This window comes from Algoriphagus sp. (assembly GCF_029254265.1).
GTDB lineage: Bacteria > Bacteroidota > Bacteroidia > Cytophagales > Cyclobacteriaceae > Algoriphagus.
In genome coordinates this window covers 96,334-113,611 of record NZ_JAQWXX010000047.1, presented here as the reverse complement: position 1 = coordinate 113,611, position 17,278 = coordinate 96,334, and the positions used below count along the sequence as shown (strand labels likewise).

The 17,278-nt window shown below is 37.2% G+C and carries 19 protein-coding genes and 1 tRNA gene; 3 read left to right on the top strand and 17 right to left on the bottom strand.

Going from position 1 to position 17,278, the window contains the following annotated elements; translation table 11 throughout:
* Nucleotides 1-2: 2 nt before the first annotated feature.
* The 8 genes from P8O16_RS06650 to P8O16_RS06615 form a co-directional block, all read right to left on the bottom strand.
* Nucleotides 3-554: an NUDIX hydrolase gene (locus P8O16_RS06650; protein WP_300312301.1), complete on the bottom strand. Its 552-nt coding sequence runs from the start codon at nt 552-554 to the stop codon at nt 3-5.
* On the bottom strand, nt 555-1,148 hold the full coding sequence (locus P8O16_RS06645) for a hypothetical protein (RefSeq protein ID WP_300312299.1): 594 nt from the start codon (nt 1,146-1,148) through the stop codon (nt 555-557).
* The gene (locus tag P8O16_RS06640) at nt 1,141-3,063 is read right to left on the bottom strand and encodes an ATP-dependent DNA helicase RecQ (RefSeq protein WP_300312297.1); all 1,923 of its coding nucleotides are present in this window, start codon (nt 3,061-3,063) and stop codon (nt 1,141-1,143) included. The genes P8O16_RS06645 and P8O16_RS06640 overlap by 8 nt, the downstream gene beginning before the upstream one ends.
* Entirely contained in the window at nt 3,064-3,840 is a 777-nt protein-coding gene (locus tag P8O16_RS06635) for an enoyl-CoA hydratase-related protein (protein ID WP_300312295.1), read from the bottom strand.
* 62 nt (nt 3,841-3,902) lie between these two features.
* On the bottom strand, nt 3,903-5,840 hold the full coding sequence (locus tag P8O16_RS06630) for a ComEC/Rec2 family competence protein (protein ID WP_300312293.1): 1,938 nt from the start codon (nt 5,838-5,840) through the stop codon (nt 3,903-3,905).
* A gap of 85 nt (nt 5,841-5,925) precedes the next feature.
* Nucleotides 5,926-6,486, bottom strand: coding sequence for a DUF3575 domain-containing protein (locus P8O16_RS06625; protein ID WP_300312290.1), 561 nt, complete (start codon nt 6,484-6,486; stop codon nt 5,926-5,928).
* Between the two features lie 29 nt (nt 6,487-6,515).
* A complete protein-coding gene (locus tag P8O16_RS06620; RefSeq protein WP_300312287.1) occupies nt 6,516-6,950 on the bottom strand; it encodes a GNAT family N-acetyltransferase in 435 nt (144 codons plus the stop codon).
* Nucleotides 6,922-7,908, bottom strand: a complete 987-nt coding sequence (locus P8O16_RS06615; RefSeq protein WP_300312284.1) for a PhoH family protein — start codon at nt 7,906-7,908, stop codon at nt 6,922-6,924. Before P8O16_RS06615 ends, P8O16_RS06620 begins: the two co-directional genes overlap by 29 nt.
* Before the next feature lie 105 nt (nt 7,909-8,013).
* Here P8O16_RS06615 and P8O16_RS06610 point away from each other — a divergent pair, with 105 nt between their 5' ends.
* The 3 genes from P8O16_RS06610 to P8O16_RS06600 all read left to right on the top strand — a co-directional run bounded on the left by P8O16_RS06610 (nt 8,014) and on the right by P8O16_RS06600 (nt 9,254).
* Nucleotides 8,014-8,784, top strand: coding sequence for an SAM-dependent chlorinase/fluorinase (locus P8O16_RS06610; RefSeq protein WP_300312281.1), 771 nt, complete (start codon nt 8,014-8,016; stop codon nt 8,782-8,784).
* Nucleotides 8,784-9,083 carry a putative quinol monooxygenase gene (locus tag P8O16_RS06605; protein WP_300312278.1) on the top strand — a complete coding sequence of 100 codons (300 nt, stop codon included), beginning with the start codon at nt 8,784-8,786 and terminating at the stop codon, nt 9,081-9,083. Before P8O16_RS06610 ends, P8O16_RS06605 begins: the two co-directional genes overlap by 1 nt.
* Before the next feature lie 89 nt (nt 9,084-9,172).
* Nucleotides 9,173-9,254, top strand: a tRNA-Leu gene (locus P8O16_RS06600).
* Between the two features lie 283 nt (nt 9,255-9,537).
* Here the strand turns inward: P8O16_RS06600 and P8O16_RS06595 are convergent.
* The 9 genes from P8O16_RS06595 to P8O16_RS06555 form a co-directional block, all read right to left on the bottom strand.
* The gene (locus tag P8O16_RS06595) at nt 9,538-10,965 is read right to left on the bottom strand and encodes a DUF6371 domain-containing protein (protein ID WP_300312276.1); all 1,428 of its coding nucleotides are present in this window, start codon (nt 10,963-10,965) and stop codon (nt 9,538-9,540) included.
* A 1-nt stretch (nt 10,966) separates the two neighbouring features.
* Entirely contained in the window at nt 10,967-12,523 is a 1,557-nt protein-coding gene (locus P8O16_RS06590) for a phage/plasmid primase, P4 family (protein ID WP_300312273.1), read from the bottom strand.
* On the bottom strand, nt 12,523-12,810 hold the full coding sequence (locus P8O16_RS06585) for a helix-turn-helix domain-containing protein (protein WP_300312271.1): 288 nt from the start codon (nt 12,808-12,810) through the stop codon (nt 12,523-12,525). Before P8O16_RS06585 ends, P8O16_RS06590 begins: the two co-directional genes overlap by 1 nt.
* A 69-nt stretch (nt 12,811-12,879) precedes the next feature.
* Entirely contained in the window at nt 12,880-13,710 is an 831-nt protein-coding gene (locus P8O16_RS06580) for a hypothetical protein (RefSeq protein ID WP_300312269.1), read from the bottom strand.
* Nucleotide 13,711: 1 nt separating this feature from the next.
* Nucleotides 13,712-14,128, bottom strand: coding sequence for a terminase small subunit (locus tag P8O16_RS06575; RefSeq protein ID WP_300312267.1), 417 nt, complete (start codon nt 14,126-14,128; stop codon nt 13,712-13,714).
* A 320-nt stretch (nt 14,129-14,448) separates the two neighbouring features.
* Complete coding sequence (locus tag P8O16_RS06570; RefSeq protein WP_300312265.1) at nt 14,449-15,156, bottom strand: tetratricopeptide repeat protein; 708 nt, start codon at nt 15,154-15,156, stop codon at nt 14,449-14,451.
* Nucleotides 15,157-15,451: 295 nt separating this feature from the next.
* Nucleotides 15,452-16,066 (bottom strand): hypothetical protein, encoded by a 615-nt coding sequence (locus tag P8O16_RS06565; RefSeq protein WP_300312263.1) that lies wholly within the window; start codon nt 16,064-16,066, stop codon nt 15,452-15,454.
* Nucleotides 16,067-16,135: 69 nt separating this feature from the next.
* A complete protein-coding gene (locus tag P8O16_RS06560) occupies nt 16,136-16,306 on the bottom strand; it encodes a hypothetical protein (protein WP_300312261.1) in 171 nt (56 codons plus the stop codon).
* Entirely contained in the window at nt 16,303-17,241 is a 939-nt protein-coding gene (locus tag P8O16_RS06555) for a hypothetical protein (RefSeq protein ID WP_300312259.1), read from the bottom strand. The genes P8O16_RS06560 and P8O16_RS06555 overlap by 4 nt, the downstream gene beginning before the upstream one ends.
* Between the last annotated feature and the right edge of the window lie 37 nt (nt 17,242-17,278).

Below are 17,278 nucleotides of genomic sequence, written 5' to 3'. Positions count from 1 at the left end.
AATTATAATAAAATTTCGGATTTACTGGTTTTTTCAAGCATTCGAATAATTGACGGATTGTATCCAATCACATCCTGAACAGAGTCAAAGGCAACCCATGCCAAGGAAATACTCTCGTCATTCTTCTGCAAAGGTTCAGCGATATCTGCTTCCAAAATGTATCGGACATCAAAGTGAAAGTGCTCCGGTACATGCGGTCGCTCCGGAATAATATGCTTATCCAAATCAAAAATGGTCTCGTCCACAAATCTCAAACTGTTTAGACCACTCTCCTCAGTAGCTTCTTTCATGGCCACTTCAAGTAAATCTTCATTCCCATCTGCATGTCCTCCAAGCTGAAGCCAGCGACCCAGCTTACGGTGAAGAGTCAATAGGGTATGCGTCCGCTTGCGATTTACTATCCAAGCTGAGGCAGTAAAATGACCCTCCAATCGTTCTCTTTTATAAGCGAGTGAATCTTCAGTCAATTTCAAAAAATCATTTATGAAACTTGATTCTTCCTCGTAGGGAGTCCGATACTTACTAAGTTGCTTACTAAATTCTATTCTATCCATTTATCTTTTTTCAAATAATCCATCCAAAAACTCATCAAAAGGCTTGGGATCCTCATACAAGCGATCTGAGTAAAAGGTCGCCAAAATTTTTAAGTAACTAGGTTGATTATTAAGGGTTATTTTTTCAATAGCCACATTCCCATAAAGCTGAGAAATTAGGGCATTTTCTTCGGGTATTTGCAAGGGAGGCTTGAAATAAAACTTCTCCGTAGATCTCACCTGCTCATTGATTTCCTCCAATTTGCGATCAAGACTTACTTGCTTATAACCCAAAGCTAAAACTCGCTGGGCGAAAGCCAAGAAAAGCATAGAAAATGTTTTAGGAGTCAACGGTTCTTCATAAGTCACCGCAAAGCCTTTTGCATATTTAGAATCCAAGATATGCACCTGAGGAGATTCATTGAGCTGAAGTTTTTTGAAAGCGTAGCTTTTGTATATTTTTTCCAAAACTTCAATCCCCTCTGTGCTTTTAGACCAAGTCACTGCTACTTCATTATCAAGCTCTTTCAACTCAAAGTTTTCCTTATGATTCAAAGGAATCTTTTCCGATGACTTAAAAACTTTTTGATACAAATCATCGAAGAAATTACCCATTTGTTACTAAAGTAAATTTGCCGGAAGCAAGTTGGTTGACAATCCCTTCATCCTCCATAAGTCGAAGAATTTTTAGGTTTTTTTCAGAGGCAGGCAGATTCAAAGTATCGAATACCTGACGTTCTGTTAACTCCCTGTGATTGGTTAAAGTTTCGACAATCTTGTTTTTAAGCTTGATTTCGACTGTTTCTGGGGACTTTGATTTCCTATCGGAAATGCACCAATCGCAGATACCACAACCCTTATCAGCACTTTCACCGAAATACTCTTGAATAAATTGCGTTCTGCAAATCTGATTTTGATGCCCATAGGCCACCATTTTTGTAGCTTTTTCTAAGGTCAGTTCCCTCCTTAGTTTGATTCGGTTAAAGTTCAACGGTAGCTTTCCCGCATCATATCTCGGAGTTAGAAAAGTGATTTGGGGTTTGTCTTTTCGCTGATCATAGACCATAACCTCTAGCTGCTCTAGCTGCTTGAGCGATTTGATCAGATCATGCTCCTTCATTTCTAAGCTTTTTGCAAGTTTAGATTCATTGATAGTGATGTATTCTGAGAATACATTTCCACCATAAGTTCGCATGATGATTTTTACCACCGGATCTAATTTTGCATAAGCAATCTGAACTTCATAGAGCCTTGAGGGATCTACCGAAAAATGGATTTTTGAAGGAGAATAATAACTTTCGCTCAAGCCTATAAAGCCCTCTTCCTCCAAAACTTTAAGCGCATAAAATGTCTCTAGAATTCCCAGGTTATAGGTCTGAGCAAATTCGTTCCATTCAAAATCAAAACTACTAAGCATATTACTTCCAACAGCGACCCTAAAGTAGTTCGCAAGGCATTGATACACCTTTCTTAGGAAATCAACAGGCGGATAAACGAGAGCCGCCCGCTCTAAGATCTGCTCAAAATCATTCTCATTTGCCAACAAAACAGCATAGGCTTTCTTTCCATCCCTTCCGGCACGGCCGGCTTCCTGATAGTAATTTTCAAGATTTTCAGGAATATCACTATGAATTACCACACGCACATCCGGCTTATCAATGCCCATTCCAAAGGCATTCGTACTGACGATAACCCGAACCTGATTGGTCTTCCATGCCTCCTGTTTTTGATTTCGATCTTCCATCGAAAGACCTGCATGATAGGCTGCAGCCGAAATCCCCATTTGATAAAGTGCTTTTGCAATCTGGTGAGTTGCCTGTCGATTTCGCACATACCAAATAGCCGAACCCGGGATTCTACTCAGAATCTCCAATCCTTTCTCAAGTTTGTTTTCTATCAACCGAACACTATAGCTCAAATTTTCCCGAGCGAAACTTTTCCTGAAAAAATTAGGCCTTTTCATCTCCAACTTTTCCTGAATATCTTCGCAGACTTGAGGCGTGGCCGAAGCAGTTAAGGCCAAGACGGAAACTTGAGGGTGGTATACTCTAATCGCGGCGATCTCCAGGTAAGATGGTCTAAAATCATATCCCCATTGGGAAATACAATGCGCTTCATCTACTGCGATAAGATTGATGTTCATCTGCTTAAAGCGCTCTAAGAATAAATCTGACTTCAATCGCTCTGGAGAAACATATAAGAATTTATAATCCCCATAGATACAATTGTCAAGTACCCGATCAATCTCTCTCAAACTCATCCCTGAATAAATGGCTGAAGCTTTTATTCCTTTTGCCTTAAGTCCATCTACCTGATCTTTCATTAAGGCAATCAGGGGACTTACCACTAGGCAAATCCCTGGAGCAACTAGGCCGGGAATTTGGAAGCAAAGGGATTTTCCTCCACCCGTTGGCAAAAGCGCAAGCGTATCCTTCCCCTCCAAGACTGATTTGATAATCTGGTCTTGAACAGGTCTAAAGTCAGCGTGACCAAAAACCTGCTGAAGGATTTCTTTAGCTTTTTGAAGCATTTACCATTCAGGTTTAGTTTTTTGAAGGAAAGCTGAGATTCCTTTTTTGCAATCCGGATGAGCCCTTGCTCTTGCATTCAATTCTGCAGCATAATCGAGGGATTTTTCCCGGGATTCTCGGTTCAATTCCCTCAAGAGAAGTTTCGTCTCACGCAAGGAAAAAGTTGAATTCTTAAGAATTAATTTATCCGCAAAATCACGGACAGACTTTTCCAAAAATTCTGAGGAGACAACTTCTGTAATCAGTCCCAATTCTGCAGCTTTTGAAGAGGAAATCAACTGACCTGAAAGTAACAACTCTTGGGTTTTGGCACCTCCGATTTGCTCCTGCAAAAATACAGAAACCAATGCCGGCACGAATCCTATCGCCACTTCTGTGTAGCCAAAAAGTGCATCTGGAACAGCGAATGCAAAATCACAGACCGTTGCCAACCCACAACCTCCTGCCAAAGCATGACCCTGAATCTCAGCAATGACAACTTTGGGAAAACTGTAAATCAGGTCAAATAACCCCCTTAATCTTTGGCTGTCTTCCAGATTCTCTTCGAAGGTAAAATCCTGCAATTGCTGTAAATAAGCCAAATCCGCTCCTGCACAGAATGCTTTCCCATTCGCCCTAAGGATGACCACCTTTACTTCATCATTGATTTTCATTGCTTCAAAAGCAGCAATCAAACCGGAAATCAGTTCAGGACTTAAAGCATTCCGCTTTTCTGGTCGATTAAGCGTGATAAAACCGATTCGATCGGCGACATGGGTGAGTACTGCTTCGTTCATTTGGGTTAATTCTTGTTTTGCATGAAGTTAGGTTCAGAAAAATCCAAAGCCAAAAAGGAAGCCTAAAAAACTATCCTAATAGCGGAATCTCCAATAGTAACCGAGTCTCTTAGATTCATTTTCTCCCAATTTCCATCCGTCCAAACTTGCATTGTTTTCGGTTTTTGAGAGACAAAGTAGATTATCTTCTTAGAATCATCAAGATAGATTTGGGAAGGAAAAATTGATTTTTTACCAATATCTGAAAACACTATAAACATTGGATTGGGGAATCTACTCCATTGATTTGCTATCCTATTTGGATCTACCAAATAGCTTAAGCTTTCGGCTTTTATTCCTTGATTCCAAGAATACAGCTTTCCCCCAAAATGATAATCTATGGCATACCCCTCTTTGCTTTGGTAGATTAAAAGCTCTTGAGACGGCTTGGAAACCTCTTTTTCCAACTGAATTCCAGACCAAATCAGGGTTAAAACAACCAAAAAATAGATCAAGTTTTTCCTTTTGGACATAGCCCAAGAAGCCCAGATTAATAAAAATATCCAGATCAAAATCATACTGGAGAAATCGATAGTAAGGCGATCCAATTTTCCGCCGGGGATCATTTGAATTAATTGTATGACAGAATTTTGTAGCCAAATCAGCCAGGATAAAATCCAACCTAGAATATCCCCAACTATAGGGATCCAACCAAGCAGCATTAGCGGAACACCCACTTGCATGATGATAAAGGCAAGTGGAATGATTAATAAATTACCAAGTAGGAAATAGGTGGGGAAAACATGAAAATAAAAAACGGATAGGGGAAATGTGGACAACTGAGCAGCCAGACTGACGCTTGTGAGCTGCCATAGGTACTCCAAAAAACGGTTGGATGGAAGCCACCAGTTCAAAATCAAAGGTTGGATCAAAACGATCCCTCCTACTGCAAGATAAGAGAGCTGAAATCCTACTTCGAAAATAACATCTGGATTTAGGGCAATCATGAGCATGGCAGAGAAGGCCAAAATATTGAAAATAGAAGGTTTTCGTTCGCGCATTTGACCCAATGACAGCAAACTAAACATAGTCGCTGCACGGACTACTGATGGGGATAATCCAGTTAAAAATGCATAAATCCAGATCAGAAGAACTACAAAAAGAAGGTAAATCTTCGCCCATTTTTTACTCAATTTCAGAGGCTTCAAAAGCATTAAAAAAAGCGCATAAATAATCCCAACATGCAATCCTGAAACAGCTAGAATATGCATCACCCCTGCTTGAACGTAACCAGCCCGGATGTCTGGATCCAAATACTGTTTTTGTCCAAGCAAAAGTGCCAGAGCTATTTGTTCTGAATCAGGATCGGGGATTTTATCCTGAAGAAGCGTCCCTATCTTTAACCTAAGGTGTGAAAGTACATGCTGAGGTTTTGTGGAAATGGAAGAATCTAAAAAGACAAAATTTTTAGATAAAAACTGCCGCGAATAGATTCCTTTTCTAGCTAGAAACCCCTTGTAATTGAATTCATTTGGATTTGAAGGTGCCGAAACAGGTTCTGGCTCTGACTTTACCCAAATGATCTGCCCTGGCAAAAACGGGCTTTCACTTTGATGATAGACCAGAACTTTCTCATCCGATTCAATCCAAACTCCATCTTTTAAAATCGCCTTTATTTGAAGCAAATTTTCAAAAGAATTGGGTTTCGCTACATCATATTGAGTCACTTCGGCTACATATTCTTCAACTGTTACAAAATTTTGAAAAGCAGCATTCGAAGCTTCATTTAACCTGACTAAAAAAATTCCAGTCAGAAAAAGTAACACATACCCAATCTCTCCTAATAAAAGCCCTTTTCTTGGAAATTTCGAATTATATAAAATGAGACCATATATCAATAAACCTGCACCCAAAAGAATGAGAACCAAACCAAAATCCGGAAATGAAATCCTCTTGGAAAGTAATATCCCACCAATCAAAATGGGGAGATATCTTAAAAATGGATAGTCAGCAAACCTCATTGTAAAAAATTAAAACCTTAATTTACAATTAAAGTCTCAAAAAAAAAGGCCCTTAACAGGGCCTCAAAATAATTTTATAGATAGATCAGAATCTATAACCTAAGCTAAACCCAGCATTTGCCTCTACCGCTGAAAACCGGTCAGAAACTTCGCTGCTAAATCCGCGTGCTACACTTGCATAAGGTCCAAAAGCAAAATTTGAAAACTCCCACTTATAACCTGCTCCTGCCCCAAGAATAAATGCGTTCATATTGGTAGTCACCAAATCCCCATCTAACACTTCCTCAAAATCTCCAAATCGAAGCTTCGCCATTGGGTAAATATAAAATCTCCCATTTTCATTATCTCCAAAATAAAAGTTCATGGAAGCTTGAACCGAGTTTGTCTTGTAGTTCTTATCTCCGCCTTGAGAATTGTAACCAAATCGATCGTTGATGTGAAGTTGTAAATCCAGTGAATGATCCTCTGATAAATATTTTTCATACCCAAATTCAATGGATGCTAATACGATCAGATTCAAAAAATTGACTTTTACTTCATTGGAGAAATCACCTGTATTTCTGCTGCTACTCGAAATAACATCCTGGCTGTATCCGCTGAAAGCGAAAGCCAAAATTAACGTAAAGGATAAAATTATTTTTTTCATGATTATTTCGTTTAGGTAAAGTTGAAAACCTAGCTCCGTTCCATTTTAAAATGCAAGATATTACATTCCTCAAAAATATCTCCTACTTTCTGAAAGCCGAATTTTTCATAGAGAGGAACTGCTATCAATTGGGAGTTTAAATATTTTGTTTTGGAATGTGTGTTCGGATGAGTAGAAATATCAGCCATTACCGATCTGACTAATGCTTGACCAATGCCCCTTCCTCTGAATTCCTTTAAAACGGCAAATCGCTCTAGTTTAACTCCGTTTTCAGTAAATCTCCATCTGGCCGTGCCAACCGGAGTTTCATCAAGCTTAGCTAAAAAGTGAAAAGCTGAATCTTCAAATTCATCATTTTCATCTACCTCGTTCACTTTCTGTTCTACTACAAAAACCTCTTTACGGATCTTAAAAGCAGAATTTAACTCATTCTGATCAGTTATTTTTTCTACTTGTAGACTCACTTTTCGCTATTTCTTTGACTGCTTCATCTTTTTCATAAGCCTCAATAATGGCTTTTACCAATTTATGTCGAATCACATCTTTGCCGCTAAGACTCACCACACCTATTCCCTTTACTCCGTTCAGAATCTTGAGCGCCTCTGATAAACCAGATTTCTGCCTTATTGGCAAATCCACTTGTGTTTGATCTCCGGTGATAATTACCTTGGAGTTTGGCCCCATTCGAGTCAAGAACATTTTAATCTGCTCGCTCGTGGTGTTTTGAGCCTCATCAAGCAAGACAAACGCATCGTGTAGCGTTCTACCACGCATGTAAGCCAGAGGAGCAATTTCAATCACCCTTGTCTCTTGGTAATATTTAAGCTTTTCCGGAGGAACCATATCTTGGAGTGCATCATAGATTGGTCTCAAGTATGGGTCTAACTTTTCTTGGAGATCCCCTGGGAGAAAACCTAGATTTTCTCCAGCCTCAACCGCAGGTCTAGTAATGATGATTCGCTTCACTTCGCGATTTTTCAAAGCCCTCACCGCCAATGCTACAGCGATATAGGTCTTTCCAGTACCTGCAGGTCCCAGCGCAAAGACCAGATCATTTTTCATGGCAGCTTCCACAAGCTTCCTTTGATTAGGGGACTTTGGTTTGATGACAAGGCCTTTGTTTCCGAAAACAATAACTTGATCCCGATTAGCCTCCTCAAAAGGAATTCCTTCCACATCGAGATAGTCTTTAACATTTTCAGGAGTAAGGTGACCAAATCGATCAAAATGGGATAGCAAAAGGTTGATAACATCGTTTATCCGAAGGATTTCAGGGGCTCCACCTTGAATTCGAATTTCATTACCTCTTGAAATTATTTTACTTTGGGGGAATGCTGCGGCAATTTGCCTAATGTTCTCATTTGCCTGACCTAAAAATTCTGCCAGGGGGACATTTTCTAAAGTGATTACTTTTTCGACCAAGCTGATATATTGATTAAATTTTCTTTAAGGGCTAAAGATTAAAATTTCTATTTTTGTTCGAATCCCTCCTTAACAAAAGTACAAAATTTTAATTTACTTGCTTCTATGGCATTAGTGACATTCCTCTCAGATTTTGGGGATCAAGATTATTACGTACCTGCGGTGAAAGCCAAACTATTGGCAATTAATCCGCAGCTAAACATTATTGATTTATCTCATAATATCGCGCCATTTGATATTGCTCATGCAGCATTTGTTCTCAGATCCTCTTTTCGGGATTTCCCGAAAGGCACGGTTCACCTCGTCGCAGTGAATACAACAGGGAGTATCACACATGGGTACATCGGGATAAAGCTGGAAGAGCATATTTTTATCGGGCCAAACAATGGGATCCTAAGCCTTTTAGCGGATCAAGATCCTGGTATCATGGTCCAATTTGCTGATATACATTTAAAAGATTCGACTTTTCCCGCCAAGGATATTCTAGCCCCAATCGCTGGTAAAGTAGCTAACGGAGCTTCAATTCATGATTTTGGCGGGCCATTGACCAATTTCAGAAAGTTGATGTCTCGGCAACCAAAGGCAACTCGCGAACAAATCATCGGTCATGTATTGAGAGTAGATCCATATGGTAATCTCATTACCAACATTCGCAAAGATATTTTCGACAAACTAAATCCCGGAAAATTCACGATTGATTTTGGAAGAGAAACACTGACAAAACTCAACAAGGGGTACGATCAGGTGGAGCCAGGAGATTGCTTTGCATTCTTTAATAGTTTGGATCTTTTGGAAATTGGAATCTATCATGGACAAGGAGGCAGTTTGCTTGGTTTAAAATACGACAGTGTAGTATATATAAATTTTGAAGCTTAATGTTAGTACGCATAGTCAGGATGACATTTCAGGAAGATCGGGTGGAAGATTTTCTTGAGAATTTCGAGAATAACAAGCAGTCGATCAGGAATTTCCCAGGATGTGATCATTTAGAGCTATGGCAGGATGAAAATGCAAAAAATATTTTCTTGACTTACAGCCACTGGGAAAGTGAAAAAGCACTAAACCAATACCGTGATTCTGAGCTTTTTAAAACAGTATGGGGTTTTACAAAGGCGCTTTTCGCAGCAAGACCAGTAGCTTTCAGCTCAAAAAAGTTGCAGGAAGTGAATCCTTGAGGTTGGAGGAAAAAGAAATTGTTTTCATATTTGCAGCCCGTTCGATAAGAAACGGGGCCGAGTCAAGCGAATAGCAAGACTTACCGAATGCCCAGATGGCGGAATCGGTAGACGCGTTGGTCTCAAACACCAATGCCGCAAGGCGTGCCGGTTCGACTCCGGCTCTGGGTACAGAAAACCCCTTTAAGAGCAATTTTGAAGGGGTTTTTGCATTTTTCGGCAAACTATTGGCAAACATTTCAGAAATTCCTCAAATCTGTCGTATGGCTTCCCGAATGGTAGTGGAGATTTTTCTTTCAAATAATACCCAGTTGATGTCCAGACTTAAACAGGAAGCAATTCTACTTAAACTAATCTCGGGCTTAAAAAAGCGAGGAAGAGTCCATATCTCTTCATTTAATTATATGTGAAAATGGTGAAAAAAGTGAACGTGATTAAAAAACTTTTTTTCGAATCAGATATTCATGGAATCTATCAATCTTTCTAAGTAAACCCTGTATGTTGGATTTCCATTATTTGATTTAACCATTGAAAGATGGCTTTCAAGAAATTGACTAAAATTGGTAATTGTACTCCAATCATTCAGCTTAACCGGAATTTTAGAACCCTCATTTCTAGAAAAGTAACCTTCTATTTCTGCAATTTCTTGATCCCAGTTTTTATATTTTTCTTTAACCTCATTTCTAATGGTAAGTTTTGTTAGGTTCTGGACGTTCGCTTTTGTTAAAATTTCATTAGCAGGCTGAGAAAAAAAAGTTTTTTCTAAGGCTTCACTTTTTTCACTTTTTTCACGGATTGAGGTCTCAATGGATACCAACTTCACTTTTGGCTCTTCTCTTTTGTAGTGCTTTCTGAAAAGTCGCCAATCCTGTTCTATGAGATAGTCAGCAATATCTTTTCCTTTCTCCTTGTCCTGTTCAGTTGCTAACTGTTCAAGTAATTCCGATACTTGAAAGTATGTGCCAGGTAAATTTTTCTGGATCTTGTTTAGTTTATCGCACCATGAGTTAAAGGCTCTACCTTCTTTTGATAAGTCAGGGAACAAAAAAACACTTCTACCTTTCAACTCCTTGCATTTGTTCAGATTTAAACTGCTCAAATTGTAAACAGCTAACCAGAGTAAGTTTGTAGGCTGCTCAGGGAAACCAAAATACAACGTACCGTAAATGGCTGTTTTAGGGGCTTCAACCAATGCTACAGGGTTGTCTGGATATCTACTTAACATGTGCTCGCCAAACAAACAGGAAACCTTTGTTTCATTTTTATTGTAAGCTTCCAGCCAATTCGGCAATGGCTCATTATTTCGGATGTAGTGTTTCTCTATTATTGAGTGTAAAAAATCCGTGCCAATGGTGTGGTTTGTTTCATCAAATTGCTTTACCTGAATGGCTCTTACATTGTTGTTTACATCAATAAAAGGAAAAGTATTTGCGCCCTTCCTGTAGCCGTTCTGAACCGTACCTAAATGATACAATGAAATAACCTTTTCAACATCCTGCACTTCAAAAGGAAAGGGAACCTGCGTTAGTAGGTTTTGAATAAATACGTTGTTTTCATATCCTGTACGGGTTTGGCTGAAAACTTCTAAGGGAATAAATACACTTTTTAGCTTATTTAAAGGCCTCTTTTTCTGTGTTGGAAATTGTCGCTTCCAGTTTGTTTTATTTCCTTGTTCCTGCTCCCAAATAGATTTTGCATAACCGTCTTGGTATGGGTTTAAGAAATAACAGCATTTGCTTTCACGGTCACAACGCCCGTACTGTTCGGGTAAGTATTTACCTGTTTTTGTATCAATGTACCTTACAAAACGCTTTTTAGTACATTCAGGGCAATGGCTCTTTTTACTGCCTTTTTCAAATATGTAACGGTGTTCAGTATTCATATTAAAAAGGTCTTTTACCGTTTGACAGATACGCTACATTGCCCACGTTAAGCCTATCAACTAACACCCCGAAACCTGAAAGACGTTTGATGAAATTAGATTTGTTCACGGGATGAAAACCGTCCTCAATGCAATAGCCCCTGTATTCTGTATAAAGTTCTTTTATAAGCCTGTAATCGGTTGGGCTGTTTTGGTATTCGTTTTCATCAATAAACATTTTTACACTATCTGACTGGCTTTTGTACTGCTCAACGGCTTGTTTAACTGCTTCACAATCTGTAAAACGCTTTTGCTTCAATAGTCTATTTAAGCCGTCTAATACCCAATTAAAAACGCCTGAAAGTTCCTTTTCAATTATTTTGGTGTGTAGTTGTTTATCTTGTTCCTGTGGAGGTATGGTTACATCAAAAGGAATAATTAAAAACCTTCTAAAATAGGCGTTAGTATGTTCAACATCTTTGGGCAACTCATTACAGTTAAATATTAGTTTGGCGTACTGTTTCAGCGTGAAAGGTTCGCCATAAGGTAAACGGGCTTCAACTGGTTCGCCTGAAACCAACTGTTTAAATATTGAACTTTCTAGTTTGCCGTTTATCTCACTTGCATAGTTTACTAACTTGTTGGCTAATTTCGCCCTGAAATAGCCGTTATCATTTGTAAGGCTTTGCAATGAATAATTACTTGTGTTTTCTGATCCTAGTAAAGCACTAACAATTTCAAAGAATACGGACTTACCATTTGCCCCAGTACCGTAAAGTACCAACGCCTTTTCCTCTTTCAGTCTATTACTCCCGTGTTTAATGAACACAAAACCCAAATATTCAGCTAAAACCTTTTGGCGTTCTCCGTCGGGCAAGACCTTATTTAAATAAGTTTCAAATAAAGGAGCTTTTGCTTGTGGGTTGTATTCAAATGGCAATTGATAAGTAAGAAAGTCTGAACGGTCAAACGGTCTTAACTGTGTACCGTTTGGGCTTACCTCAAACGTACCATTTTGTAGGTTGATTAATACTTTATCAGCCAACGTCGGTTTTGGTTCGAGATAGGCTGTTGCTAAAAACTGTTCGTAAAGCTCTTTTCTAAATCGGTGGTATTTAGCAGTAATTTCAGGGACGCTTATTTTTTCGGCTGCTATCCCCAAAAATTTTTGGAATGTTTCTTTGTCAAGCACATCCCAGAAAGTACCATTAAATAGATAAATGAAATCGTGGTTTTTACACAATCCCCAACGGTTTTTTTCAGCTATTTGTAATACATTTTCTATGGATAAAACGGTGTAATGTTTATTGTTTAGTTTAAAGTTTTCGGCATTATGAGGGTTTGCCATTGCCTCAAAGTCCAAAGGTTCAAACTGTTCAAGTAACTGCCCTAATATTTCAGCGTGTGGGGGAGCTGTTGTTTTGGTTAATTCCAGAACATGGTTTATAAACGTTTCAGGTTTCTGTAAGTCCTCAAACTGAGGATCAATCTTAATTACTTTATTTTCCCTGAAGGGATTAAGTTTTTTATCTGCGGATAAAAATGGTTGTTGCCCGTCTAAGTGTTTAGAAGCCTGCATCACTTTACCTGATTAAGTGGAACCAATGCTTTCTCAATGTCAGACCGAAGGAAGTAAACCCTATTCCCTATGCCATAAGGCTTGAGCTTTCCTTTCTTGCACCAATTGTGTAAAGTGCTTAATTCGATCTTTAAAAGCTCTGCTACCTCTTTTCTAGAGAGATACTCTTCTTTTGGCTTAACTGGATTGATTTCCTTTTTTAAGGAATCAATTTGGGATTTAACCGCATTCCGGATTGATTCTTCGAATTGTTCCGGTGATAGTTGAGTGATTTGGATGGTTTGCATACCCTATTATGTCTGATGAGGCAGCAAGAAATTAACCAGTTTGTACAGTTTGCTGTACAAAGAAAAAAATTATACTTCTTTAGATTTAATAATATTCAAAGCACTTGAATACCTTTCTTTTCTCTCAAAAGTACCCTTAATTCTATCTAATGAGTGAAATCGCTCAATCAATGGAAATTCAGGGTACATCCTTTCAAACCATGTCTTAAACACTTCGACTTTAGCATGGATAAGCCCGTCATTTTTCAATCTATGGTAGAAATAAACAATATCCGATTGAACACCTTTCCCGCTTTGCTTTTGATCACGAAAGATTAAATCAAAAGTCAGAAAACCATTAGGATTAAATATATTAGGATACAATATGGATTCTAGCTTTTTTATCTTTTCTCCAAATTCACCGTTCAGCCCCCAGCCATCAATTTTATCCAAAACGTAATCTTGTTTCAATTTATTAATACCTCCAATTTCAAAAACTATCGAATTCTCTCTCCTAAGAAAAAGAATTAATTCATTGACAGTTATAAAAATTTCTGGGATTTTAACGGGAACCCTCTCATCTCCGGAAATATGTTGACTTAAAACAAATTTTTGAAAAGATTCAGATGATAAGTAACCTATAACTTTATCCATCATAGGCTTCATTAAATCCTCACCTAATTGCATGCTACTAGGGATATTCCTGCTATACCCCTTACTAAATACCACCAAACCATCAATAAAAGATTCAGATTGATCTTCAAAAAACTTCATGCCAAACGGACATAATTTTACAAGGTTTACCAAATGGGAAACAAACTTCCTTTGATAAAAAAACTCCTTATAAAGAGAATTCTTTGACACCCAATACGCTATTGCTTGGTCAATCGGGTGAAGAATTCCTTCGCCTAGTTTAGCCAATTCACTTTCGGTCTTGTTCATCTTTCACCAACTCCCAAAGTTTCAATAAAGCACCGAGTCGATCATGCATATTCACCATCACCCCTGTTTGGGTTTTCTTTAGCGTTTTGATGCCTGCAGATTTTGACTTAGGTATATCTGTCAATTTCTTCAGAGCCCAATCGTCTTCAAAAAAATCGGTAACATTTGAAAAGGCAATGTTTGCTAATTCTTTTAATACTCGTTCTTGAGTAATTTCAAGCTTCTCAAGACTTGCTTGACTCTTATTCTTGATGTATGCTTGAATGTAAGGTTTTGTCAGGTTTTCACAACCAATCTGTCTTGCAGACCGCTCGCTGTATCCGGCTGCTTTTGCGGCTTCAGTTGCATTGAAGGTGCAAAGGTAGTTTTCTGCGAAGGAGATTTCTTTGGCTGTCATAAAGGGCTTAATTTGTTATAATTTACCAAAACTAAACTAGATTGTCAATAAAGGAAGATCAGCCCCTCACCATAAAATACGCATCCCGAATCACCTTTGAAATCAATTTCCTACACTCTTCTAAGAGTTCCATATACTCCATTTCTTCCCAATCCTGTGGAAGTCCATGCTAGTAATACAATTGTTACTTTTCTCCAGATTTCAGTCTCTTAATATACAAAAGGTAAATATTCGCTAGGGTATTTTGCCAATACCAAAAATAATCGTTTTGCATATGAATGATTTCCTAGCTTTTAGATCCATGTACAAAATTCATCCTATTAGTTGCAAAATTTCCTAATTTCATCATATGCTTGGGAAAGACCTAATTCACCCGCTTTAGAAAAATCCAAACAGCTAGCTTCCTTTTGTTGTAAGATATGTTTCGCCACACCTCTGTCATAGTACGCTTCAGCATAATTTGGATTCAACTCTATAGAAATAGTAAAATCCGCCACTGCTCCTACGTAATCATGAAGTTTACATTTAACAGTTGCTCTATAGTAATATGATTCAGCAAATTCTAAATCGATTTTTATAGCTTCAGTATGATCTAAAATTGCTCCTCGAAAATCAAAAAGGTAAGCTTTTGAAATCCCTCTATTATTAAAAGCACTTGTATAGGTTGGATCAATAACTATAGCTTTGTTAAAATCAGCAATTGACCCAATATAATCCAACAAGTAACCTTTAGAAATTCCTCTATTATTATAAGCCCTTGCATAGGTTGAGTCAAGCTCTAGAGCTTTATTAAAATCCTCAATTGCTCCATTGTGATCCAAGTGTTCATCTTTTAAAATACCTCTTTCAACATATTCTTCCGCAGTTTTTAAATCGATTTTATTTGACTCCGATTTAAGGGCACTATCAATTGAAGAATTATCAACAATCTGTTCATCATTTTGACTTAAAACATATTCTTGCGATGTTCTTCCACAGGAAATTAAACCAACACAAAATGAGATTAATACATAAATAGTCCACTTCATATTAAGATGTAATTTTTTAAAGACGCTTGTAGTACCTTTGAAATTGAATTCAAATTTATTCTTAAAGAGTAATTCACTTGTCACTTTCGGTTGAAATCAAGCAGTTTTGAGATTTATTGATAAAACAATTTCACTAGTTTTCATTTAACCGCAGTAAAATTCAAGAAAGGAAATATCCCTATAAATTTTCTTAAATTTCTGTTCACTTTGGCCGATCTTGCCCTCCAGAGCTCATTTTTTTTTAATAAGCATTTCTGTTTTTTTTATATTACCTTAAAACTAAAATTTATGTTAATCATAAAATGTATTCAGCAAAATTTGAAAACACAGTTCCAATAAGGATATAAAGTAAACCTGTCAACGCCCAGAGAAAATCCTCCGTATGAATGGATTCAAGTTTAGAGTTTACCTGGCTGATTTCTGAAGAAAGAGTACTTTCTAATTTTTCGATTCGTCCTGTAATTGCTAAGTTTTGTTTGGAAATAGTTTCTTCAGCTAAATCTAAGTTTATCCTTAAGTAATTATGATTTCTTATCATTCGGTTAATTCGCTCCTCAAGTGGCAAATTAGGATCATCGGAGCTCCAAACTAAAGCTTTTGCACTTCCAATGCTCATTGACCCAACAACATTTCCAGCCATTACTGTGATATCCTTTTTCAAAAATGGACATCTTTTAACCCATGATTTTAAAAGTTTCCAAAGTGTAGGTTTTGAAAAATATTGCCTTAAATCTGAGTAAATTAAGATTCCATATAATGCTCCTCCAACCTGCATAATTCCTCCGCAAAGTGCTATTCCTTCAGCACCTAATTCTGTACCGTATGAAATAATTAGGATGGTTGGTATTAATATAATTATGATCTCATATGTCTCAAACAACCATGTTCCAAATCTTAAAATAAAACTCAACAGTTTATCCATCTTTTTTCACTCTTCAAACTCCTCCTTCAGCACTGCCTGCATTAGCATCTGCGCATGTTACTTACTTTTACTGATTTCTTTTTCTAATTCTTGGCATTTTGCCATAAATAATTCTACTTTTTCTACAATGGCTTTTTGCTCCTCTGTAGGAGCTATCGGGATAATTGCCATCCTTCCATCTTCCGTTCCAAGCCTCATAACCTTCATCCCTTGGTCCAAAAATATCATTCCAAGGTATTTATTCTTATTCCAAAGTAATCCCTTGATCCTATTAAAACTTTTACACTCAAATCGTTTACTGTTATCCAATTGAAATCTGATTTCTCCTGTTCGTTTATATAATTGTCTAGTTCTTGATCGGAGCCAAAGTACCAAGTAAGCTGTCGCTCATATAAAGTATTTGTGTTTTTTATTTTCTTATCTCCAAATAATTTAAAAAATTTCCCATCTAGTGGCGTATACGGATTGGTTAATAAATTTTCCCATCCTGATCTAAAGGAATACTTATGGTTAAATCCAAAATCACTATCTTTTTGCAAATAATGGGAAAATGGTCGAATAACATCAAAACAGTCGGCAAACTCTTCTATAACTTCAATATCTAATCTCCAAAAAAGAGCAATTGACCAAAAGTCCAATTGTTGCTTAAATTTTTGTAAAAATTTTATGTCGCTAGATCCCGCAGAAATTTGTGAATTAAAAGATATGTTTGCATCCCTAAAAAAAAAATGTTTATTTGATTTCAATCGAGAAATAGAATAACTTTCCGAATTAATTCCAAATTCAAAGAATTGAGGATATTTATCTATTGTACATAGTTCTACTTTTTTAACAGAAAGCTCTTTTCTTATCCTTACCGGAACTTCAATTTTATCTTTAAAAAAATATAAATAATCACATAAAAATAAATTATTTGACCACTCAATACGGCCAAAAAGTTGATCCTTGAAAAGACTAATTTTATGAAGATCCCATTTAATAAATTTATTAGTAATCAAAATTTCTATATTCCAATAATCTAAATATCTATCAAAAATATAATCTATATGCTCATCTCTTGATATTTCATCCCAAGGCAATTCGCTAAAAAAATCCGGAAGTATTTCTTCAAATGTATACCATTCTAAAAGAATAAAATTATAATTTTTATTATATATATTCATATTTCAAACATTTAATTCACTAAAAAAATCATTCTCC